The organism is Bdellovibrio bacteriovorus, assembly GCF_048286975.1.
Classification (GTDB): Bacteria; Bdellovibrionota; Bdellovibrionia; order Bdellovibrionales; family Bdellovibrionaceae; genus Bdellovibrio; species Bdellovibrio bacteriovorus_H.
In genome coordinates, this window is the sequence record NZ_JBLVRT010000002.1 from 491224 (window position 1) to 513573 (window position 22350).

The following is a 22350-nucleotide window of genomic DNA, read 5'->3' on the forward strand; positions in this document are numbered from 1 at the left end:
AATGAATTTTGCGGCAATGAAGAGTTAAACTCTTGTAAGTATATAGGAGTTGCCAACGAATAATCTGCGCCACTACGGTTGAACGCATGAAAACACTACTCGTTGTATTTGGAACAAGACCTGAAGCTGTGAAATTGGCCCCGCTTATTCTGCAAGCTAAACAAGACTCGCGCTTTCGCGTGATTGTCGGCTCGACCGGGCAACATCGGGAAATGCTTAGACCTCTTCTGAACTTCTTCCAGATTGAGCCCGATTTTGATTTGGATTTGATGAGACCAGGACAAAGCCTTGCAGACATCTCCACATCGGTGATGAAAGGTCTGCATGATTACCTGTCGAACAACAAGGTGGATGGCATCTTGGTTCAAGGTGACACCACGACTTGCTTTATAGCAGGCCTGGTCGCTTTCTATCATCGCATCCCGATCATCCACGTCGAAGCAGGGCTTCGTTCCGGCGACATCAATTCACCCTTCCCGGAAGAGTTCAATCGTAAAGCCACGGGCCTGTTAGCGAAGTTCCACTTCGCCCCCACAGAAACCTCGCGGGAAAATCTATTAAAAGAACACTACCCGTCTGATGACATCTATGTGACGGGCAACACAGGCATCGACACCTTGTTCGAAGTGCGTAAGCGCCTGCAAAAATCAGATATCTATAATCAGGAGCTGAACGAACGATTTGCCTTTTTAGATCCATTAAAAAAGCTGATTCTGGTCACCGTTCACCGTCGCGAATCCTTTGGTACGCCGATGGAAGAAGTGATGAAAGGTCTGGTGGCCCTCTCAGAGCGGCCGGATGTTGAAATTCTGATTCCACTTCATATGAATCCTCAGGTACGGGCCTCGGCACGCAAGATCTTTGGAGATCGCGCCCGTTGGATAGACAAAGGACTGCCAGCGAATCCCGGGGAAAGTAAAATCTGGTTGTGTGAGCCCATCGACTATGTCCCTTTTGTCTATTTGATGGAAAAGGCCCACAAGATCATCACCGACTCCGGCGGTGTTCAGGAGGAAGCTCCATCCTTGGGAAAACCTATTTTGGTGGCCCGAGAAAAAACCGAAAGACCCGAAGCCATTGCCGCCGGAACATCGATGCTGATTCCCCTGCAGGAAAAGGCTTTCTTCGACACTGCAACCCTGGTCCTGGATACACCAGAGATTTTTGCGCGTATGTCCCAGGCTAAAAATCCTTTTGGTGACGGCAAAGCCTCAGAACGCATTCTGGAAGTCCTGGCTGACAAGCTTTAGGGTGAAACATGGAAGTCCTCGTTTTCATTCTGACAACATTGTTCGTGGTGCTGACATCAATCAGTGCCTACGCCCAAGGTGTTACAATGCGAGGCTTGCGCGTGGATCCGGCGTATTTCAGCCGTCTTTATCCGAATCAATCCATTGAAGCGATTGCCCGACGGGTGGTGACTCAAGCCAAGCGCGCTGGCGCAAATACTTTGTTTTTATATGCCTACAGTCCCCTGCATGGCTCGTTCTATCGTACTACCTACCCGTTCACCGAAGTCGAAGAACAGATGGGCGAAGACAATGTGTTCTTGGAAGTTTATAACACCGCCCGAACCCAGGGGCTGAAGGTTGTCGCCGTTATTCCCGTTAATGATTTTAAAAAACTGTGGGAAGAACATCCGGACTGGCGTTCGAAAATGCGCAACGGCCTGGACTATAAACCGTTCTCCCGCACTCATCACCTTTCCGCATGGCATCCGGCCTATCGCGCTTGGTTTCGGGGCTATGTTCACGATTTGCTGCAAAAGTTCCCCGATCTTTACGCCATCGAAGCGGTCGAACCCACTGTGGACTGCTTTTGGACGGGCGAGCCTGACTACAACCCTGTTTCGAACGCCGAATTCCAGAGACGTCATCCCTTGGCGGCCTTAGGCGATGCCACCTGGCTTAAGTTTCGCGCGCAAGGTTTAACGAATCTGGTGGCGATCATGTCGACTGTCGCCCATGAGCATAACATCCTGTCTGCGGTGGTTCATACCTGGCCCGCACACGCCACCGGCCGCCTGATGAGTTCTGAACAAATTCGCGATCAGGTGGGCTTTGATTTTGACGGGACACTAAATCTCGAAGGCCCTGAAAAGATCGACATCATCGTGGGTGAATTCTTGTGGCAGCAATGGGCCGGCGAATACGGAGGATCGGTCTTTACTCCTGAATGGACCCGCCGGGCCTCTTTGGATTTTGTGCGTTTTGTCTCCGGTCGCAGCCTTCCCATCCTCCACGTCGAGATTTCCCCCTGGTACGGACAAGACAGCATGGTGCAGCCCACCCTGCAAGAGTTCCAACGAACCCTGTGGGCCATACGTGATCTGGGTTACGGAATCGACGTCTATGATCACAGCCAAATCGAAGATCGCCGGGCGTGGAGTGTCCTGTCTGACTGGACTCACTGAACTATGAAGTGACGGCGAAAGACTTCAGTGACCGGCGCTTTTCCCAAAGGTGAAAAACCACGGTTCTCTAATAGATCTGTGTCCTCATCCACCAGCACCTGCCAGATGCCCACTCCATACAGGCCAAACTCAGTCGATGCGCGCAGCAACGCTTCCCACGCGGCGGCTTGATGCATGTAATTAATTGGTTCACTGCCGCCTTCATAGTGGTACGGCGAAACAAAACATTTTTCGACACTGCGATAGCCAACTTCCTGCAAACCCACTTCTTTAGAAACTCCAGTGACCTGGGCGATCTGCTCGACACTCTTTTGAATCTGTTGCGCAAAGCCCCTGGTCTGAACAGTCAAATGATTGGCCAGATCCTCGAAGGCTTCGGGGTATTTTGACGTTTTCTTTCCCAGGGAACGGTAAAAATCCAAACCCAGAAAATCCAGGGACCGCCAAAGTTCGCGCATGTTGTTCTGATGTGTGCTCTCTTTGCTGTTTTTGGGTTTAAAGGTGATGTCGTGGCGCCATTGTTCGAGCTCCCCGCCCCAGGTGCGTTTGGCATTTTCCAACACGAACTGATCGGTGAAGTTGGCCCCGTAAGTGACTGCAACACCACTGGGGTGCAGGCGTTCTTTGGCGGCTCTGATGAAGGTCACCCACTTATCCGGAAAGCCGAAGCGCCACTTGGGTTTTCGACTGCCCAAGCCCGAGGTCATCGAATGCATCTCGGCCCCGACGGAATACCACTTGGCCCCGACACTTCCCGCCAAGGTCATGTAGCGTTCGTGAAACTTGAAGTAATTGTCAAACCAACTGACTGGATCTTTCGGTTCGATATTTCCGTGCCACCAGGTAGTACCTTTTTCGGTGTACGGAAATTCGCCTTTGGGGCCTACAACCAGCAATATAGGTCTGAAGGCCACATCCATTCCCAGTTGCTTTGCATAGGCGGCCAGGGCCCGGATGTGAAATTCTTCTTCCGGGCGCAAGGATTCAGGGATCACCGAATTGATCTCACTGCCTTTGCCGGTGATCATGTGTCCTCGCATATTCAAGATCAAAACTTTGACGCCAAGCTGTTGAATTTTCTCCAGCAGGCGTCGCACACGCTGCCCTTGCTCGGTTTCATCGACGCGAAAGCCCAGCGGATGATAGGTGACGATGTTGATGGCGGGCTCAAAAGCGGCCGCCGTCCACGAAAACAGGCCAATAAAAAGAATTAGTCCAAGTTGCATCTTCATGATTTTATTTTAGGTTTGCCTGCGTCTGCGCGATACCAGTTTGTCCCTGAATATTCACACACCTTGCGCGGCAAAAGCTTCTTTTACCATAAAATCTCCGATAGACTTTGGCTTCCAGCAAATACCGGAGGTCGCCATGATTCCTAAGTTTGAAGTTTCCATCATCATTCAAAAGCCTGTGAACGAAGTTTTTGATGCTGTCTACAATCCGAAGAAACTCAGCGCGTATTTCACAACCGCAGGGGCTTCAGCTCCGCTGAAAGAAGGCACCACCGTGCAGTGGGAGTTTGCCGACTTCCCGGGTCCTTTCCCTGTGCCCGTAAAACAAATCATCCAGGACAAGCTGATTGTGATCGAATGGGAGGCCGAAACTGGCGGCTACAACACCAAGACGGAGTTTGTCTTTGAAGCTTTGAACGACAAAGAAGCCAAAGTGAAGATTTACGAAACCGGCTGGAAAGAAGACGAAGCCGGCATCAGCAGCTCTTACAAAAACTGCATGGGCTGGTCACAAATGGCCTGCGCGATGAAAGCGTATTTGGAATACGGCATCAACCTGCGCCAAGGCGCTTACAAGCCGCTTTATTCTTAAATAAGTCACCTTTTTTAGGCTTAGATCCCCTGCCGAGCTTTCGGCAGCCACCGATTCCCCGGCAGAATCACCTGCCGGGTTCCCGGCAGACTCCTTGTCAGATCAAAATAAATGCACTTTTAGCCCTAAACCAGGCTGGCACATCCAGTGCTTTATAGATCTGCATAACGCTGGCGCTGATGCCGGCAAAACAAAAAGAACCAAGGAGTTTCAAATGAAAAAACAAATCGCTGCCCTGATCATGATCGTATCTTCCACTTTCGCCGCTTCTGCTCATGCAGACTACAATCGTTGTACGGATGCTGAACTGGCTTCTGGCATGTGCTCTCTGAAATTGTCAGGAATGATGACCATGGTGATGGATATCAAGATTGCTGATGGCAAAAAAGTGATTTTCTCCGCCAATCCTGTATGTGGACGTGATGTGATTGTGCGTGATCCAAGCAATTACGAGCTGGATCTTCGCGGCGCAACTGACTTCAAAGAATCTGGCATTTACACTGTCACCAACCGCGGGTTCAACAATTGTGAAATCCAGGTTGTGATCACAGCTCCACAGAGTGCCAACAATATGCGCGTGATGAGCGGCGTTTCTGACAATCTGACCTCCCTGCTGACAATTCTGAATTCTTTCAGCAAACCATAATCAGAAACAAAAAACGGGAACCAAGGACGGTTCCCGTTTTCGTTTTTTCGGCTATTCCAGCACCGGATGCTTGCCGTGCACTTGATCCTTGGGAAGCGCATTAAAGTGCCACCATTCATGTTCCAGAACTTTGAATCCCTGATCTTCCATCAGGCTTCGCAGTAACAGACGATTTTGCAGCTGCGCCTCGGTCAGTTCACCGGACTGCAAAAAATACTGTTCTAATTTGGGCTGGGCCAAATCACGGAAATCATCAAACCCGGTTCCCATATCCAGAGGAACGCCCGACTTAGTTTGCAAGCTGAGATCCATCGCCATGCCGAAATTATGAAGCGATCCCGGATAAGGGGCCGCGACATAACTCTGAAACGGCGTTCCCGCCAAGTGGTCATAGAACTGGGCTTGAATACTGCGCGGACGAAGAGCATCCCAGATCAGAAACTGCAAATCCGGGTGCTTTTCACGCAAGACCGTACAGGCTTTCATGAACATCTCATAAGCCACCGTTGAAATAAAACAACGGTCAAAACCTTTATAAATATCAACATTCATAAAGTTGTCGTTGGTGGCGTATTTCATATCCAGAAAAACTTCAGCCGAAGGTTTAATTTCTTTGAAGTTTTCTTCGATCCAGGCAATTTGATTTACAAATGACGTCATGACTTAACGGTACCCGACGATCGGGCCTTCCTCAAGAGCTTGTCAGCAGAATAAACCGTCGCGATAGACACAAAGGCCGCGGCCCCCAGTCCCCCGCCAAAGCCTCGCGCAAAGGGAATCAGAAAGAAATAGATCAGACCATAAATCTGACTGGCCAGGAACACCCGCTTCCAGCCCATGCGCGATCTATCGGTCATCCCGACGAAAGTGGCTCCAAAAAAGGCGGCTTGCAAAACCCCGACAAAGGGAAGATCGAACAGGGCCAGGATTCCCGCAAACACCAACGTCAGTCCACTGGACGCTCGCACAGTCGGGAAATGATAACGATGAATTAAGAAAAAAGTCAGTTCTGCACCCAAAAAGGATAGCAGCATCACCAAAAAGATCATCATAGCCAGTGCCTCATCGCCCATCCCAGCAGGGATGAAATAAAGGCAATCAACCCCAGACGTCCACCCATGCCCTTAAAATAGGGACTGATCAAAAAATAAATCGTAGAACCCAGCACCGACACCCACAGGATCTGCCACGGCCCCGCCTCTACCACGCGCGAACCCATGGCGATAAAGGCACCCATGTAAATGGTGGCGTGAACATGGGTCTTTTCAATGCGTTTGGTGTCCGGGATGAAGGTCCCCAAAAAGCCCGTCAATGCGGCGGCAACCACCGCGCGAAATTGAAACTGTGACTGCAGGAAAAAGCAAAAAAAACTTCCCGATAAAAAGGCACTGAACTTTAATGCCCAAAGCTCAAAATACTTTAATGAACCGACCAAACCAAACCTCGATCGGGAAAATGTACCAGACCGCTGTTTGCTTGCATACTGCGAAATGACGGCCACAGGCTTAGAATAAGGCTACAAAATAGGAGGAGTTATGAGAACTCTTGGCGCCTTCTTACTGGCAACCTTTATGGCCTTCCCCACCTTTGCCGCTGAAACCGTCAGCCCCGCCCCACAGGACATCAGTTACTTAAGCATTGAGTTCGGCGAAGCCTACCTGGAAGAAACAATCTGGGTGGAAATCGGCATCAATGCCCCCAGCGACAAAGCTCTGAAGATCAATGAACTGACGATCTTTGGGGAAATGTACACCGCGACCACCAACTGCGGCGACACCGTTGATCCGGACAAATACTGCGTGGTGGATTTGTACTTCACCCCGAAAGCTCTGGGTGAACACTATGGCGAGATGTACATCGGAACCAGTGAAGGAAACATTCTGTTAAAACTTTATGGTTCAGGAGTCGAAGCGACCCCTGAATGATTAGCGTACACAAAGATAATTCAACTGCTCGGTAGGATTTAAACTGGTGGCGCTGGTGGATTGACTCCACGGCGCCACATACACCCGACCCGATTCCACCGACCAGTAGTCTGTATAAACACCGTTATGCCCGACAGACACACCCCCACCATAATCACCCAACGTCGCCACCGCGATCAGTTCTTTTTCAGTACTGACACGGCCTCCGCGCATTTCACAGGCGATCAGGCTTTGCTTGTAAAGGTCATACATCTTGGTGGCTGTTGGTCGATAGATCGAGCCCTTAAATAACAGCGTCAAACTTCTGCCAGACACTCTTGCTTGGGTGGGAAAGCGAGTCTTTTGAAATTCATGAAAAACGTCCTGCGCCAAGATCTCGGTGGTTTCAAAGGCATCACCTGCCGCCTCAAAACTTTGTGTTTCTCCACTGCGCAGATTTTCGACCATCACCGTGGCGTGCATCCCGCGATTGCCAAAAGCGCGCAGGGTGTAAGTGCCAGTGATTCGGAGGTCGCAAGATTCCTGCGGCACTCTTTCCACAAACTGCAAGTTGCGAACGGAGGGGTTATGAAGACGATAAAGCTGATCCAACTGAGACTTGAAGCTGACCTCCAGCGTGTCCCCCAGGGCCTTGTCCCGCACCGGGTGCTGGGTCGTCAGGTCGACAAACTGAATGCGCGAATAAACTTTGTAACCACCTTGAGGCAAAGGCAACGGCCCCTCTGAGGCTGTCGCAAACACCGAAGAAAAAACAATTAAAACGCCTGCTGCAAAACAAGAGATAAATTGATTCATAGATGCTCCTACGAGGCCTGATTATGCCTCGGGGAATCCACGAAACTCAAATTGTTATAGAACACCCATGGCATATAGAAGTGTGATCGCCGTGACAGAGGTGCCGGTTAGAATAACCCCGCCCTTGACAGCGATCTCCTGGGTAATGCGTGCGTCAGACTGTTCAAGCAAGGCGACACTTTCATTCAAAGACTTGTTACCGACATAGTAAACGTCAAAAGGAACTTGGTTTCCGTCACTGTCTTTGATTCCGTTTTTCAAGATCGAAGCCAGCATCTTGCGTGGCGAGAAATATCCCGTCCGACTGCCGCCCACATAAAGACCCGCCGTTTTCGCCAGCGCCTTGCACGCCGTCTTGCTGCAGGACAATCCATTTTTGTCGTTAAAGGCTTTAAGCTTCACGCGGTCAATGGCCGTGGAATGAATGCGAATAATGACTCCGGCATCCAACAAGTCAGTGGACCTGACTTGGGTTTGGCGACCGATGATATCCCCGTCTAAACGCAGCTTGTTGGCTACCACATAGGCGTGACCGTATTCAGAAAAACCAATCAGTAAATCCTGGGTATTCCCCAGAATCTGCTCGGCCTTGTACATGCGGGAATTGTAGGGAACCTCGCGGAAGGACACCGGCAAGTTATCCAGCACGGCTTCTTTGACTTGAAAACCCGGAATATCAAACAGAACATCCTGGCAAAGGTTGACCGCCCGGGCCGGACCCGAGATCAACATCACAATGAAAATCGCTATCAGCATGAAGGCTCTTTGCATGGACTTCCTTTTTAGGGCACGCACCATACATCCCATAGACGATGGAAACGCACAAAATGCATTTCATGCACTTTGCGAGGCCCTTGCCACTAGAAAAGCAAAGACTGCACCATCAAGGCTGTCTCATAATGAGATTCTTAAGATTTGCTGTATTTTTGCAGAACAGCTTCGACCGTGGCCATGGTCAGAGGCTTTGCCAAGAAGTCATTCATCCCCACTTGTGCGCAGCGGTCTTTTTCTTCGGCAATCTCGGTAGCGGTCATGGCAATGATCGGCAGATTTTTGAACTTGGGGTTTTCACGAATGGTTTGCGTGGCAAGGAAGCCATCCATTTCAGGCATGTGGCAATCCATCAGGATCAAATCGATTTCAGATGTTTGCAGCTTTTCTAAAGCCAGCTTGCCATTTTCCACCATGGTGATGTTATGGCCTAGTTTAACCAACATGCCGCGAACAATCAGTTGATTGACGGTGTTATCTTCGGCCACAAGAATGTTCAATGGTTTCATGGCAGGTCCTGAATCTCTTCAAAAGATCTCATCAAAATTTTTAATTCAAACGCAAATTCCTGGATCTGCACTTGAAGGATCGCAAATTGCGCTTTCAACTGCTCGTGTGTCCAGTCATCAGTGTGGATCTCTAAAATCCGGGCCGTTTCCGCCACATCAGGGCGGTGAAAGTTCGAAATCGCCCCTTTGATCTTGTGAGCCGCAGCAAAAGCTTTCTTGCGATCCAGATTTTCGATCAGGTTCTGAAGCTCTTCAAGTTCCTCGGCGTATTCGTAAAGAAAGATATCCGCCGCCGCCGAAAAGATCGAAAAATTCCCCAGAAAACGTGTGTCCAGCATCTGGCTTAAAAACACCGGGTCCAAACCCGATGCCACCACGTCCGGGCAAAGTCTTCTGATTTTTTCTTCGGTATTAGTCATGCGGTGTCCTTTTCATAAGCATACCGCAAAGAAGGCTGGCGACAACAAGTATCATGAATTGATCGGCAGGAAAACAAGCCCAGGGATTTCCCCGGGCTCAAGAAGGCAGAAGAATTAGAACTGAGCTTTTTTAAGAGTCTCTGTAACTTCGATGGAAGTTTTCAGCTCACCATCACAGAAGTCACCACCGCAGGCGTCGCGCATTTTAGCTTCATCAATGAACATCTGATTGGTATCAACTGTGTATGTGATGTCCTGCATACCAGCTTCGTCGCGATAAACCAAAGCTTTGATTTCATAGATGCCCGCAGACTTGCGAACTGCAGATTTGAAATCCAGAACATGATCGATTTGGAAACTGGTAGAGATATTTCCCATCTCAGCAAAAGCCGTGAACGTCAAATAGATGGAAGCCGTCGGGCTGACATCTGTAGATCTGCCATGGTCTGTAACAACCACATTCACAGTTTTCAATACAGAATCACGCTCCACTTTCGCCAGTTGAACAACTTGGGATACGGAAGACACTGGGATTTTCTTGTCGTCAGAGGCAATTGTTTTTGCCTGAACAGAAACAGAAGTCAGAAAAGCAGCGAACGGAAGCAATAATGCTTTTTTCAAGGGGATCTCCTTTGGTTTGTTTAACGGACAGGAAGGTACCTGTTCCTTAGAAAAACCGAAAGAGGGCTCATAATGGATTACTAATTTGTACAAGAGGACTGCCAAAATTCGTTGTTTTAGCAGCCCTTTTTCACGGAATCGCCAGGAACCTATGTCAGAATTGCAAGGTCCGCAGGGTTAAAGCCTTTAAGCTCACCAGTGCGAGCGTCTTTTACTTTCTTCACCCATTGAGGATCAGTCAATAGAGCACGGCCCACAGCCACCAAGTCAAAGTCCCCGCGATCCAATCGGCGGGTCAATTCATCTAGCCCCCCGACCTCGGCGCCCTGCCCGCGGAAGCTGTTTAAGAAGTCTCCGCCACTCAGGCCGATAGAGCCCACCGTGATCGTTGGTTTGCCGGTGATTTTCTTAGCCCAGCCCGCGAAGTTCAAATCAGAGTCCGCAAACTCAGGCTCCCAGAAACGTCTTTGAGAACAGTGGAAGATATCCACGCCCGCTTCAGAAAGTGGCACCAGCCATTCTTCCATTTCTTTCGGAGTCGTTGCGACCTTTGCGTTATAATCTTGTTGTTTCCACTGCGACAGACGCAAGATCACCGGGAAGTCCGGGCCCACTTTCGCACGAACGGCTTTCACCACTTCAGCAGCGAATGTATTTCGAGCAGCGATAGTGCTGCCACCAAAACGATCGGTGCGGGTGTTCATCCCCGGCCAGAAGAATTGATCAATCAAGTAGCCGTGGGCGCCGTGAAGTTCAACGGTGTCAAAGCCCAGGTTCTTGGCATCCAAGGCCGCTTGCGCATAAGCGTTGATGGTATTTTGAATGTCTTCCAAAGTCATCTCGGCCGGGCCTTCAAATTCAGTCGGCGGCAGCCAGCCTGACTGGCTTGGTTTCATTTTGCCCATGTGCCAGATTTGTGGCGCCATCTTACCGCCGGCTTGATGAACGGCCGTGATAACCTGTTTCCACTGACTCAAAGACTTTTCACCATAAAAATGAGGAACATCTTTTTCGTTTGAAGAAGCTGGGCGATTGATCACGGTGCCTTCCGACAAAATCAATCCCACGTCGCCTTCGGCGCGGCGCTGGTAGTACTTAGCGACGTCTTCAGTGGGCACACCGTTCGGGGATTTTTGACGCGTCATCGGCGCCATAACGATGCGGTTCTTAAGGTTTAAGCCTTTAAATTGGAAGGGCTGAAAAAGTGAATGGGTATTCAAGAATGCTCCTTTGAAGGATCGATAGAGCAATAATGTTACTATTATTGTTGCATTAATGGAAGCCCCTCAACACACCACATGATGATCTGGGCCACTAATCAAAAAACACCTCAAATTCAGGGTTGAGACTTTACTTATGTAACAATAATGGATACATTTCAAAGGTCTATTGGTCTTAACATAAAAAGGAATCTGAAAATGAATCTGTTCTATTCTCCAGGTGCTTGTGCCCTTGCGTCTCAAATCGCTCTGCGTGAAGCAGGCATGAACTTCGAAATGGTTAAAGTTGATCTGAAAAACAAAGAGTACGCTGGCGGCGACTACAAAAAAGTAAACCCTAAAGGCTACATCCCGGCCCTGCAGCTTCCGAACGGTCACTTGATGACTGAGGGTGCGGTGATCTTGCAGTGGATTGCGGATCAGGCCCCAGAAAAAAATCTTCTGCCAAAGTTCGGCACCATGGAACGCTACAAAGCGATGGAGTGGCTGAACTTTATCGCAACAGAAGTGCACAAAGGCATTGGTTCGCTGTTCAACTCGGCCCACATGAACGACGAAACCAAAGCAGCGATCCAGGCAAAAATCCAATTGCGCCTGGGCGTACTGGATGATCACCTTAAAAACAACGCCTATATCTTGGGTGACAATTTCTCGGTTGTGGATGCTTACGCGTACAACGTTCTTCGTTGGACGAATCTGGTTCATGTGGACACAACAAACCACAAGGGCATCCAAGGCCTTATGGCAAAAATGGCCGAACGCGCTTCCGTGAAAGACGCTGTCGCTGCCGAAGGCATCCGTCTTTAATTAGTGCATTTGGGCTCAAGGACTTTTCCGCGAGCCCACACCTTATAGTCCGGGCACTTTTCTGCTGCCACGGAAAGCAAGAAATCGCTTTCGCTCACCACAAGATTTTTCAACCCTGGAATCGCCGAAACGGCTTCCCAATCCCCGACCGAATTTCCTGAAACATCCAGAGTTTCCACCCCGGCAACAGTCTGCAATACCGTCACATCTGAGATGTTGTTTCTTTTAAGATTGATGAATTCTTTTTCTGGCAGGTTTTCCAAGAAATCCAGATGTTCGATTTCCATTTTAGAAAGATCCAAACGCGGACTTTCATTCAGGTACTGAAAAGCAGCCCCACAACTTCCCGCAAACTTGTCCGTCAAAGTTTGAAATACTTTATCGCTGGAGTTTTGACACCAGTAGAGAAAGGTCGGAATTTTTGGAAAGGTCACGGTATCCTGCCTTAGATTGATTTCACAGGTCTGCAGGTTTTGGAAACAAGCAAGGACTTGATCCTCGATCTGAATTTTGGCTTGATTGATGTTTTCTTTAGCTTTGTCCCACATCTCGCGATAAGCACCGGGGACAGAGACAATACTTTGCCAGCTTTCCATTTGCCCTGACGTCACTTGCAGCTTGCGATATTCTTCTGACAGGACTTTCAGCTGTTGCAATGTCTGTTCTTCCTGCGGGCTGAATAGCGGACTCTTTAACTCTTTCCAGTTAAAGGAAACGATTGAAGATGAAGCCCCACCCGTTAGGACCTGCTGAAGCAAACCGGTTTGTTTGTTCAGAGCATAGCTTGTCAGGGATTCATAAATCTCGGCACAGGCATTCAGATCCGCCTGCATATTACACTGGGCAAGGCCATTAAGTTCATTGGCCGTAAATTTAATAAACTGCTGAGAATCCCCACCCCACTGCAGGGCGGACACCATAAATCCATCTAAAGTTCTATGCTGCTGCAAAACGCGGAATAAGGATTTAAGCGAGCTGCCATCAGCCTGGCTTTCAAAAAGATCGGCCGCCTGACGATTTTGAAAATACATGTCCACTTTCACCAGGATATCGGCGCCAAGGTTTTGGCTTTCTATATAGGCTTGCTGGCAGTCTTTCTGGCTTAGTTTAACTTGATCTAGCTTCAGCGTAAGACCGCGCAAGGAAAGACTGTAAAAAAAGACTCTGCGGAACGATTCTTTTGGCGGCAGTAAAAATCTGTCCACGGAACTGCCCGAAAAGAACGTCTTCTGATTGGGATACTGTCCTTGGTTAAATCCTAAAAGCTCGTAAACTTGATCCGGGGACAAGTTGCGATTCAGACTGTTTTTCAGGACCGGCTCCCCTTGGGAAGTTTTGGTTCCCGCTGCACACTCGCGGCCCACGTCTCCGGTCAAAACGTTGTAGCTTCTGCCCAAAGCCAGATTGTCAGGAATATTACGACGGGTTTCCGTCAAAAAGGCCTGATCATAGTCAAAATCAATATGATGATTGCGCGGCTGCGGACCGCAGCCGATCAAAATTAGAAGTGCACTAAGCACAGGAAGGGATTTTAGAAGTCTCATAGCCGGTTACTACCTCGCGCTTTTGAACATCTCTGAATCTTGCAATTCAAGGACCATGTCTTGTCCAGCCAATTGCTGATACAGGTTCTTGGCGTCTCGAATTTCCAAAATACAGGACTGACTTTTCTGACAGCGATTCATGGAAGCTGCGATCTTGCGAGAGGCACTTTTGGCAAAGTTCAAATACTGTTGAACCGAACGTTGGTGGTTTATTTCCAGCTCGGCATTCGCCAGCAGGATTTCAGCCCTTGCCTGCCTTTTAAGGACGGCGGAATGGACTTCAATAAACTCTTCGATGAATTCAGGGTCTGCCCCACCCGTTTCACTAAAGCTCCAATAAGAAGGAAGCAAGCCTGTTCGGGTGTACGAATCCAGGTTGTATTGAAGTATTGGCGATTCCTCAAGCTTGGCTTCGTTGTATTCCAAAGACGCCATTTGGGCAGCAAAACCCTCGGGGCCATTCACATAGTCCAAAATCTGATTCACGATGTCCCGGCAGGGTTCAACATTGTCGATCCGGCAGCTTTTAATTTCAAATTTCGGCAGTCGGCTCTTGTTCCCGCCAAGTTGCGTGGCCGTTGTTGTGATCAAAGTGTTTTCATGCAGCTTCTGATTAACGACTGTCACCGAATCAGATTTACACAGGCCCAACACGCAGACCTCGGTTTCAATATCAATCTGGTTACGAAAGTACTTTTTAGATAAATCAAGGCGATTATGAATCAGCAGCACCCCACCCATATCGGCACTATCAAGAAAGCTGTTGCCACAAATTTCTTCAAACGCCCTGGGGTCATTCAATGCCAGGGCGTTTTTACCAATCTCGGTCAGCTCATAATCAATCAACGCGGCCGTTTTACCGCGCATTTCATATTTAAATCCGGTGGAACCCGCCATCGTCCCGTCTTCATAAGACGTCGACGTATAAGCCGAAGCACTGCCGCCCAATACGACGGCATTGATTTCAGCAGACACTTTACCACTTAAAGAGGTCTTAATTCCGTTTAGTGATAAGTTCGTCGTCAGTTGCAATTGCCCTTCGGACAGGCCCCGGTAATGAACTCGGCCTTTAAGGCAGCGTGCGCGGGGTTCTTTGGTTTTGGTATCATATCCCGTTCCCAAAGCCCAGGCTTCTTGTTCCGCGCGGGGTACGGCCTGTCCCCACGCTGGCAAGGAAACTCCTGCAAGCAACAATGCTAGAATGTTAACAAGAAGTGCCTGAGCATTCATAAATCGTCCTATTGAGCTAAGCTTTTCCAGAAGTCGGGCTCCGCCTTCACCGCAGCGACCGCGATGTCACAGCTGTACCAGCCTTCCACATTCGAGTTACCGAACTGACCCGGGACCTTAAAGATCGGTGCCGTGTTCAGGGCTTCGGCCTGACGGATATCCACACCCTGATGAAACATCGTTTGGCGCAGCAGATCGCAGGCACGGTTATTGGTGATAATATGATTATGAATGCCGTGATTTTCGTGATTCCATTTGTCTGACAATGGGTTCCCGTAAGCACGAATAGTCACCAGTCTCATGGCAGAAAGTGCTGACAAATTGCTGACGTTGTTATTGGCAAAGTTCACATGGGACAGATTAGGCAATTCTTTCAGTTTGTCGATATTGATCACGCGGTTGTGGTGCATGTTCAAAACTTCCAGGCTTTTCAGGTTCTCAATCCCGTCCAACATGAAGATTTCGTTTTCTGAAACATCCAAAGACGTCAGGGACTTCAAACCGCGCAAGGGCTCCAGGGAAGAAATCTTGGTGTTAGCCAAATTCAGCTTGTGCAGATCCTGCAGATAACGGAATGCTTGGGAGCAATTCATCTTTTCAGAAACTTTTGCAGCCGTACGGATCGCCTTCACTGTTTCCTTGGTGACTGAGGTCTCGTCAGAAAGACCGCAGTAGTCTTCAAAGGTCATCATTTTGGTGATTTCGCGGGAATCATAGAACTTCAGCTTTTCCGTCATACCGGCAAAAGCGTTCACGCAAGAATCCGGATTTTCACGGCAGATCTTGATAGCGTTTTGAACAACGTCAAAGTTATCGCGAATTACCGCCTGCAGAGTCTGAAGACGCGCTTTTTCTTCAGAATGCTCAATGCTGATATCCAGCAAGTCTTGAGTGCGTCCCAAGTCGGCGCTTAGTTTTAGATACTGGCGAACCAAGGATCTTCTTTTTTGTTTGATGTCTTCGCCGATATCCGTGACTTCACTGCTCAGTTCCTGGGCTTCGGAATTAGCATAGCTGGTGTAACCATACTGCATCCACGCCGGACCGTCAGATTTCTGGGGCTGATAGGTCATGTTGTTCAGCTGAGATGAAAACCCGCCCTCTTCAGTCGCATAGTTGATCATCTGAGAGATAGCCTCATAGCACGCTTCGTACTTTTCGATATCGCACTTAAAGATCTGGGCTGTGACGCCTTTTTTGATTTTTTCTTCAGAGGTTTCAACGCCCTTTAAGATATTAGCCAGTTTTGAAACGTCCCCGCCAACTTGAACTGCGGTAACCGTAAACTTCACATCGCGGCCGTATTTTTGAACGGCCGCGTTCATGCGACCGTTCAGTTTGATGATATCCATAATGTTGGCATTGGCATCAGACTGGAAGTTTGCTTTCAAGTCACTGGAAGTGAAGGTGAACTTCACGTTGATCAGAAGCTTTGCTTCCAACGCCAACGAGCGGATGTAGCTGTCACCGCAGACTTGCTTGACGTTGCCTTTGCTAACCGCATCTTTCCCGGCTTGGGTCAGAGTCAGGTTTTGCAAAACAGCGTTTTTCCCGGCCGCACTGATTACATAAGCCGCAGAAACCGAGTTGGAAGTGTTCGCGGTGCTGCCTGTGAAATTCGCAGCCCCACCGGCAGAGATAATATCCAAAGAGATATCTGCTCCGATGGCCATGCCCAGCTCCGTCAGCAGGCGTTCCTGGCTGACACCGGCCTCAACGCCGACATAGCCATTGGAACTGCCCACATAGGCAAGAGTTCCGGTCACGCAAGGCACTTTGAAGGTTTGAGTCGCAGAATCAAAGCCCGACCCCAGAAAGCCTTGTTCTGAAAGTTTGGTGATTGTTTCCGCATACGCTGGAGCAGCACCCGTGATCAGAGCGGCTGCCATGCCTAGTTTAATTTTTTTCAGTAAATTCGTTTTCATATGTTTCTCCAAATATCTCTGTTAGCAGGTTTGAACGCGGCAGACTTCGTGGCGTTTCGGCGGTGGATAGTATTCTTTTTCTTTTTTCGGTGGTGCGGGCGGCGGCGGAGCTAACTTTTCAGTCAGCGACCATTGGCAAACCGCCACGAATCTGACGCCCTCAGGGACTCGGCAGATGTCACCGGGTGCCCAGTTTCGCTCTTCATCACCAAAGACGGGATAATTGACCGTGGTGGTCGACTCTGTGGATGTTTGCTCTGTTTTCACGCCAAAGTATTGGGCCCGGTCCTTGGTAAAATCAAAGAAATGACCGCTGTTTTGCTCAATACAACGATTCAGCCAGGCAATGCGGGATTGAATCTGGGAAACCGTCAACTTTTCAACGGAACATCTTTCAAAAGAAGCGTTGGCGAAAGCGGAGGCCAGTAAAGTCGCAATCGTGATAATGAGTGATTTCATAGCTTCTCCTTTTATTGGCACAAACGACGTGGACACGGTTCTTTAGGCGGACGAGGTGGATCAGGTTTTTTCTCGGGTGGCGGAGTAAATGGATTGGGCATGACGACCTTTTCAGTCACCGAGTTTTCACAGACAGCGATGAAGCGGACCTCCTCAGGCACTTGGCAGACTTCACCTGGGGCCCAGTTTTGTTCGTCATCGCCAAAGACTGGATAATTCACAGTGATGGCTTTCATAACGGAGTTGGCTCGGACGATCGTTCCAAAATATTTGGAGTTTTCAGTGGTGAACTGCAGAAAGGCACCGTTGTTTTCATTGATACAACGTTTTAGCCAGGCCACTCGGGCTTCGGCTTGGGCGATGGTCAGATTTTCCATAGAACATCGGCCTGTGGCACGAGCCGAGGTGGCAGCTAGAATGGTGGCAGCAAATAGAATGAATGACTTCATGGGGTCTCCTCTTTTTTCAGGAAGACCCTTTTGCAAGGTGAAGACCCCGTAATTGGGGCCTGAGGACAGCTTTATTTCGTTTTAAGGCCCGGAATGTCTGAATTTCCGGAAGCCGTCCGAGAAAAAGGACGGACAAGCCCGGCATCCGGTTACCGTGCTACCCAATTGCCTCTTTCACACTTGTGGTTTTTCGTGCCTGATTGGTCTTTATAGCATCTCGCAGTGGAACTGATGCAATCGGTCTCGCGCTCGCAAATTCCAACCAGCGTGTTGCTGTTGAGCAAAGAGCGTACGATGAATCCCCGATGATTGGCACCATCTTTAATGAAGTCATAAACCCCGCCCGGATATGGCAGCGGATTATTCTGACCAACACGTTCTTTAAACACACTGTATCTTTCAGAATTAACGAAGATATTTTTAGCTTCTCTGGTGTTGTAGGAACGAGCCTCGCCCAAACCAATCTTCGTACAGTCGTTGCGGTCTTTCTTTTCACAATGCCAGATCTGCAAAGCTGTCGGTGTCACGCTGTTGAAATAGTTATAGTGAATCAAATTGTCATTGGAAAAGTCCCGAATCTTGATCGCGTGCCCGGACAGATTGCGAATAAATCTGTTTCCATAAAAGGTGTTATTGGAAGAAAAATGAGCTGCATAATATGCGTGCTGAGAGCCGCCACTGCGTCCCACATTATAAAGGTCTTTAAAGTCGTTATAGCGAAATTGTGAACTTTTGACGTTCACCATACGAATTGCCGCAAGGCCCGCTCTGCGCTTCCCGGCTGCATCCAAGATCGCCGCATGTTCACTGCCAATTTTGTAGAACTCCAGATGCTCCAGGACAAGACCCGAAATGCCTTGCGTGATTACATCGCGACTTGGAGCAATCAAATCAATGCCCTCAAGATAGTTCTGCAACTTCATATGAGAAATAGTGATCCTATACTGGCCTGCTTTTGCGGGCCTTAAATTTAAAAGCGAAACCGTGCTGCCCAGAGCGGCGTTAGCACTTGCTCGCCCATCAAATATCGGTTTGCTGCTGCCATAGCCACGGATAATCAGACTGCCCGCTCTAGGCACGGCCGTCCAAACTATGTTCTGACCATAGTAAACACCACCACGAATAAAGACCTGAACATGGGCATCGGGACGAAGTTTATAAATAGCTGCGACTGCCGCATGCGCCCTCTTTAATGTCAGAAATGGTCGTTGCGCGGTCCCATCACCCCGATCATCACCATTTGCGGCAAGATAAACATTCTGAGGCTGCTCAACCCCGCCGGCATTTATAAAAAAGATATTTGAGATGAAAATAGCAATAGCAAGCAAAGCTGACTTTGCACTGATCAGACGCATGGAAATCCCCCTGGGATTCATCATAGACAAGAATTTTGACAATAAGTACGAAACTCACCGAGTGAATCAATTTAAGACGGCGTTTTATTTCAGTTCCGTCTTTTCCCGGTAATTAGAAGGGCTGTCAGCAGGTAGCCTTAAGTCCCCAACTGGAACTTCTCAAAGCGATGAAGCTCTTTTTCGATTTTCTCTTTATTGGCCTTGGATTTGTGTTTACCAAGCCAGCTCCATTGTTGGATCAGAAGCTCTTGGTTTTGGCGATCGGTCTTAAGATCAATGACCGCCACGGCCTGATCCCCGATGATCACGGGCAAGGCGAAATAGCCGTACTTGCGTTTTTCTTTCGGGACGTAGGCTTCAAAGCGGTGGTCGTAATCAAAGAACATGTGAAAGCGCTTGCGCTGAATGACCAGCGGATCAAATGGCGACAGGATGTGGGTCATGTCGTTGGCTTCAGGCATTTCGCTATCAAGTGTTTCTGCTGCGATCCAGAAGGCTTCTTTTTCAAGACCCTTGATTTGGACTGGGACCAGGCTCCCCTTTTTGACACGGGCTTCGATGCGTTTAAGGATTTCTTTCTTGAATGGAGCTTTGGTCATATAGGCTGCGGAATCAAGGCTGATAACGCCCTGGGATCGCAAGGCCCGGTCAATGTAGTATTCGCACACTTCAGCCGGTGTTGCGGCCTTGGGGCGTTTGTCCCACGCAAAGTGACGGTCAGTCAGGTCATACTTTTTCAGCATGCCTTGGCGTTCGGCTATGACCAGGTCCCCGCCGTTAAATCCGCATTGCAGGAATTTCTTTGAAGGCTTTTTACTGCCCCATGCGTGAGTCTTTTCAACCAGTACATCATCGGTCACATCGCGGATGCTGATGGGGCCTTGTTTTTTGATGGTGGCCAGGATCCCCTTCACGTCTTTTTCGGTGACGGAAGAATACCATTCGGACGGATTGGCCTTGCGGCGGTTCATGTCGTTGATGAAGTACTTAAAGTCATCAGTAGCGACGTACGCCAGGGCGTGGGTCCAATACTCGAAGATCGTCTTATCTTTGCTTTGCGCTTGGTGAAGGTGCGAGCGTTTGTAGTCCGGGATGCGTGAAAACAAGATATGGTGATGGGACCGCTCGATCACGTTGATGGTGTCGATTTGAACATAGCCCAGGTGTTTGATGGCTTTGACGGTGGCTTTGGGGCCTTGACCGAAGGGTTTGACTTCGGTGAGGCCTTGGGATTGGAGCCAGAGGGTGCGGGAATTTGGTTTAGTAAGTTGTATCTTCGACATGGATTCTTTTTACCATAATATGAGGACAAATGTCCCTACCTACCTACCACTCAGACGGATAAAAATGCGGCCACAAGAATGAAGATGACCATTATCGCTGCCAGAATATACCTTCCACTGCCTGGCAAAGCGTACAAATCCATCGCAAATGCTAAGGGATAAATATCTAATGGACCAACGATCCCCGCCCCTGGAATTTTATGTGAAAGGAATTTCCCAAAACTATTCAGCTCTTCCCATATCCCCAGCTCATTTTCCCTTTGCAGGAGAGAACGTCCGAGCGAAATATGTTCACTAGAAATACTAATCAAACCAGCCTGAACTCTGTGGTAGAAAGACAATTCCCTATTTTTTACCAGCCCATCTTGTCTCATCGCCACACGAAGAAAATTCAAAAGACGCTGATGATCTTCTTTTTCCACGTCAGCTAATATCTCCCATAGGTTGTCAGTGGAATGTCCATGTAAGAATTTATTAAGGATCAACCTTTGGCGGAATGTCGCGCCGTAATTTCCAGCAATTGCAGAAAACCAAAGTCGCTCATTGCGATGAATTGAATCATCTTCGGCAAGCATCAAGGCCACGACTTTTAGAACTGCGAAATGGTTTTGATTCATAGAACCAGCATACAAAAGTCACATCCACTTCACAAACTTTCCCACAAAATCGCGAGAACCAAATCGTAAAAAATTCTTTACAAATGTAATAAATCTGAACCCAAGTGTCCCATTAGTGGAACTCTCTAAATATATTTATAAACATGCCGAAGTATACCATCAAGTACGTTTCAAGGAGCAAATGGCAATGACCATAGGAAAGATAGCAGACTATTTCACAGTAGTGTCCATTAGCATCACCTTCATATATGGTGCTCCCACACTGCTAGCTCTTACCAAAAGTGAACGATCCAATACCAGTGAAAAATCAAAAGTAAGCTCTCCAAAGATATCCGAAAGAAGTCTGAGGCAAAATCCTCAATTGAAGTCACAAAGAACCATAGCAAATCAAAAAATAGAAACTACGTCGCCGCCCACTTCTCGCAGCGAACACGATCAAGCCATCATCGATCGGGTCAGAATGGGATTAAAAAATGGCGAGTACACAAAATAGCCGTTTCCGCGACTGTTAAAGATCTATCAAAACAACGTCTGCATTATATTTAAGCACGCCTAAACTTTTGGCTAAACAATCCGAAATGTAGCCCACAACAAGGAGCAAAGATGTCTAGAGAGACAAAACAAGACAGAATCGTTCGCAACCTACTTGATCAAGCAACAGAACATCTGCATGAACTAAAGAGCTTGGATGCAAATCCTAATACCAAAGAGCTTGATGTCGAACGTTGGGCGCAAAGCTTTCTAAGAAACTGTCTTGGCTATTCTGCTTCAGCGGGCTACTCCATCCGCGCACAGGAAACAAAGGGCAAAATGCGCCCTGACCTTGTGGTGCTTTATCAAGATAAGCCTATCTTTGTTGTGGAAGTGAAAAAAATGGGGTTTGACCTAAATAAGTCCGACTTCCGCTGCGGTAAAGTTCAACTTAAGGAATATCTAAGCCTGATTGGTGACGTTCGCTGGGGTATTTTGACCAATGGTTGTGAGTGGAAGCTTTATGATTTCTCCCTGCCTGAATATGGCGGCATTGAAATCGCCAGCTTCGATCTGAAGTCAGAAGACGTTATCGAAGTCTCCAAGAAAGCTGTGGAAGAACAGGCTTATGAGTTCTTTGACTTCCATGAGAGCTCTTACACCACCTCCACATGGCCTGAGCTTTCTAAAGAAGCTATGGCTTTCTCTCCTGAGTCTTTGGCGAAAGCCATTCTGTCAGTAGATGTTGTTCGCTATGTCGCAAAATATGTTCGCGGCGAACATGAATTTAAAGCTAATCACGAGATTTTGACTGACCGACTTTACTGGTTACTTGAACAAGGCCTCAACGACGCCATCAAAGGCTGGAACGACACTAAGGCCGCCGAGATTCACAAGTTCGTGAAGTCTCAAAAACGCGCTTCTCGCAAAACCAAGAGAACACGCAAGTCTACTGCTGCAGTTGATGACCACGGCCCAACAACGCCGCTTATGGATATGCAACCACCAACGGCAGTTGAAGCCAGTACTGAAGACAAAACAGCTTCATAGGTCTTTCTGAGGGGTCA

25 protein-coding genes are annotated in these 22350 nt (G+C 48.5%); 7 read left to right on the plus strand and 18 right to left on the minus strand.

Annotation, left to right across the window (positions count from 1 at the left end; all coding sequences use genetic code 11):
* The first annotated feature begins 86 nt into the window (after window positions 1-86).
* Together wecB and ACNQKP_RS10475 are read left to right on the plus strand one after the other, a co-directional pair.
* Window positions 87-1250: a non-hydrolyzing UDP-N-acetylglucosamine 2-epimerase gene (gene wecB, locus ACNQKP_RS10470; RefSeq protein WP_417864683.1), complete on the plus strand. Its 1164-nt coding sequence runs from the start codon at window positions 87-89 to the stop codon at window positions 1248-1250.
* A gap of 8 nt (window positions 1251-1258) precedes the next feature.
* Window positions 1259-2413: a hypothetical protein gene (locus ACNQKP_RS10475; protein WP_417864684.1), complete on the plus strand. Its 1155-nt coding sequence runs from the start codon at window positions 1259-1261 to the stop codon at window positions 2411-2413.
* On the opposite strand, the gene ACNQKP_RS10480 is transcribed toward ACNQKP_RS10475, so the two are convergent.
* On the minus strand, window positions 2407-3645 hold the full coding sequence (locus ACNQKP_RS10480; RefSeq protein ID WP_417864685.1) for a glycoside hydrolase family 113: 1239 nt from the start codon (window positions 3643-3645) through the stop codon (window positions 2407-2409). The genes ACNQKP_RS10475 and ACNQKP_RS10480 overlap by 7 nt on opposite strands.
* 136 nt (window positions 3646-3781) lie before the next feature.
* On the opposite strand from ACNQKP_RS10480, the gene ACNQKP_RS10485 reads away from it, so the two are divergent.
* The gene (locus ACNQKP_RS10485; protein WP_417864686.1) at window positions 3782-4237 is read left to right on the plus strand and encodes an SRPBCC domain-containing protein; all 456 of its coding nucleotides are present in this window, start codon (window positions 3782-3784) and stop codon (window positions 4235-4237) included.
* Between the two features lie 214 nt (window positions 4238-4451).
* On the plus strand, window positions 4452-4883 hold the full coding sequence (locus ACNQKP_RS10490) for a hypothetical protein (RefSeq protein WP_417864687.1): 432 nt from the start codon (window positions 4452-4454) through the stop codon (window positions 4881-4883).
* A 51-nt stretch (window positions 4884-4934) separates the two neighbouring features.
* Here ACNQKP_RS10490 and ACNQKP_RS10495 read toward each other — a convergent pair whose 3' ends face one another.
* Genes ACNQKP_RS10495 through ACNQKP_RS10505 form a run of 3 tightly spaced genes read right to left on the minus strand, consistent with a single transcriptional unit; the run spans window position 4935 to window position 6210 of the window.
* The gene (locus tag ACNQKP_RS10495) at window positions 4935-5543 is read right to left on the minus strand and encodes a M15 family metallopeptidase (RefSeq protein WP_417864688.1); all 609 of its coding nucleotides are present in this window, start codon (window positions 5541-5543) and stop codon (window positions 4935-4937) included.
* Window positions 5540-5935: a hypothetical protein gene (locus ACNQKP_RS10500; RefSeq protein WP_417864689.1), complete on the minus strand. Its 396-nt coding sequence runs from the start codon at window positions 5933-5935 to the stop codon at window positions 5540-5542. Before ACNQKP_RS10500 ends, ACNQKP_RS10495 begins: the two co-directional genes overlap by 4 nt.
* The gene (locus ACNQKP_RS10505; RefSeq protein ID WP_417864690.1) at window positions 5932-6210 is read right to left on the minus strand and encodes a hypothetical protein; all 279 of its coding nucleotides are present in this window, start codon (window positions 6208-6210) and stop codon (window positions 5932-5934) included. Before ACNQKP_RS10505 ends, ACNQKP_RS10500 begins: the two co-directional genes overlap by 4 nt.
* Before the next feature lie 208 nt (window positions 6211-6418).
* On the opposite strand from ACNQKP_RS10505, the gene ACNQKP_RS10510 reads away from it, so the two are divergent.
* Window positions 6419-6808, plus strand: a complete 390-nt coding sequence (locus ACNQKP_RS10510; RefSeq protein WP_417864691.1) for a hypothetical protein — start codon at window positions 6419-6421, stop codon at window positions 6806-6808.
* Here the strand turns inward: ACNQKP_RS10510 and ACNQKP_RS10515 are convergent, their stop codons facing one another.
* From ACNQKP_RS10515 to ACNQKP_RS10540, 6 genes are all read right to left on the minus strand, one after another.
* A complete protein-coding gene (locus tag ACNQKP_RS10515) occupies window positions 6809-7603 on the minus strand; it encodes a hypothetical protein (RefSeq protein WP_417864692.1) in 795 nt (264 codons plus the stop codon). It abuts the gene before it with no gap.
* 54 nt (window positions 7604-7657) lie between these two features.
* Entirely contained in the window at window positions 7658-8359 is a 702-nt protein-coding gene (locus ACNQKP_RS10520; protein ID WP_417864693.1) for a hypothetical protein, read from the minus strand.
* Window positions 8360-8511: 152 nt separating this feature from the next.
* Entirely contained in the window at window positions 8512-8883 is a 372-nt protein-coding gene (locus tag ACNQKP_RS10525) for a response regulator (protein WP_417864694.1), read from the minus strand.
* Window positions 8880-9302 (minus strand): Hpt domain-containing protein, encoded by a 423-nt coding sequence (locus tag ACNQKP_RS10530; protein WP_417864695.1) that lies wholly within the window; start codon window positions 9300-9302, stop codon window positions 8880-8882. The genes ACNQKP_RS10525 and ACNQKP_RS10530 overlap by 4 nt, the downstream gene beginning before the upstream one ends.
* Window positions 9303-9416: 114 nt before the next feature.
* The gene (locus tag ACNQKP_RS10535; RefSeq protein WP_417864696.1) at window positions 9417-9923 is read right to left on the minus strand and encodes a hypothetical protein; all 507 of its coding nucleotides are present in this window, start codon (window positions 9921-9923) and stop codon (window positions 9417-9419) included.
* A 149-nt stretch (window positions 9924-10072) separates the two neighbouring features.
* A complete protein-coding gene (locus tag ACNQKP_RS10540; RefSeq protein ID WP_417864697.1) occupies window positions 10073-11143 on the minus strand; it encodes an NADH:flavin oxidoreductase in 1071 nt (356 codons plus the stop codon).
* A gap of 198 nt (window positions 11144-11341) precedes the next feature.
* Between ACNQKP_RS10540 and gstA the strand changes: the two genes are divergently transcribed.
* Window positions 11342-11950: a glutathione transferase GstA gene (gstA, locus tag ACNQKP_RS10545; protein WP_417864698.1), complete on the plus strand. Its 609-nt coding sequence runs from the start codon at window positions 11342-11344 to the stop codon at window positions 11948-11950.
* Here the strand turns inward: gstA and ACNQKP_RS10550 are convergent.
* The 8 genes from ACNQKP_RS10550 to ACNQKP_RS10585 form a co-directional block, all read right to left on the minus strand.
* The gene (locus ACNQKP_RS10550) at window positions 11947-13494 is read right to left on the minus strand and encodes a hypothetical protein (RefSeq protein ID WP_417864699.1); all 1548 of its coding nucleotides are present in this window, start codon (window positions 13492-13494) and stop codon (window positions 11947-11949) included. The two genes, gstA and ACNQKP_RS10550, sit on opposite strands and share 4 nt — an antisense overlap.
* 9 nt (window positions 13495-13503) lie before the next feature.
* The gene (locus ACNQKP_RS10555) at window positions 13504-14724 is read right to left on the minus strand and encodes a hypothetical protein (protein WP_417864700.1); all 1221 of its coding nucleotides are present in this window, start codon (window positions 14722-14724) and stop codon (window positions 13504-13506) included.
* A gap of 8 nt (window positions 14725-14732) precedes the next feature.
* Window positions 14733-16649 carry a leucine-rich repeat domain-containing protein gene (locus tag ACNQKP_RS10560; protein ID WP_417864701.1) on the minus strand — a complete coding sequence of 639 codons (1917 nt, stop codon included), beginning with the start codon at window positions 16647-16649 and terminating at the stop codon, window positions 14733-14735.
* A gap of 21 nt (window positions 16650-16670) precedes the next feature.
* Window positions 16671-17108, minus strand: coding sequence for a hypothetical protein (locus ACNQKP_RS10565; RefSeq protein WP_417864702.1), 438 nt, complete (start codon window positions 17106-17108; stop codon window positions 16671-16673).
* Between the two features lie 11 nt (window positions 17109-17119).
* Window positions 17120-17557: a hypothetical protein gene (locus ACNQKP_RS10570; RefSeq protein ID WP_417864703.1), complete on the minus strand. Its 438-nt coding sequence runs from the start codon at window positions 17555-17557 to the stop codon at window positions 17120-17122.
* A gap of 149 nt (window positions 17558-17706) precedes the next feature.
* Window positions 17707-18912: a hypothetical protein gene (locus ACNQKP_RS10575; protein ID WP_417864704.1), complete on the minus strand. Its 1206-nt coding sequence runs from the start codon at window positions 18910-18912 to the stop codon at window positions 17707-17709.
* Between the two features lie 137 nt (window positions 18913-19049).
* Window positions 19050-20195, minus strand: a complete 1146-nt coding sequence (locus tag ACNQKP_RS10580; RefSeq protein ID WP_417864705.1) for a winged helix-turn-helix domain-containing protein — start codon at window positions 20193-20195, stop codon at window positions 19050-19052.
* Between the two features lie 50 nt (window positions 20196-20245).
* A complete protein-coding gene (locus tag ACNQKP_RS10585) occupies window positions 20246-20812 on the minus strand; it encodes a hypothetical protein (protein WP_417864706.1) in 567 nt (188 codons plus the stop codon).
* A gap of 603 nt (window positions 20813-21415) precedes the next feature.
* Between ACNQKP_RS10585 and ACNQKP_RS10590 the strand changes: the two genes are divergently transcribed.
* Window positions 21416-22333 carry a type I restriction endonuclease gene (locus ACNQKP_RS10590; RefSeq protein ID WP_417864707.1) on the plus strand — a complete coding sequence of 306 codons (918 nt, stop codon included), beginning with the start codon at window positions 21416-21418 and terminating at the stop codon, window positions 22331-22333.
* The last annotated feature ends 17 nt before the right edge of the window (window positions 22334-22350 follow it).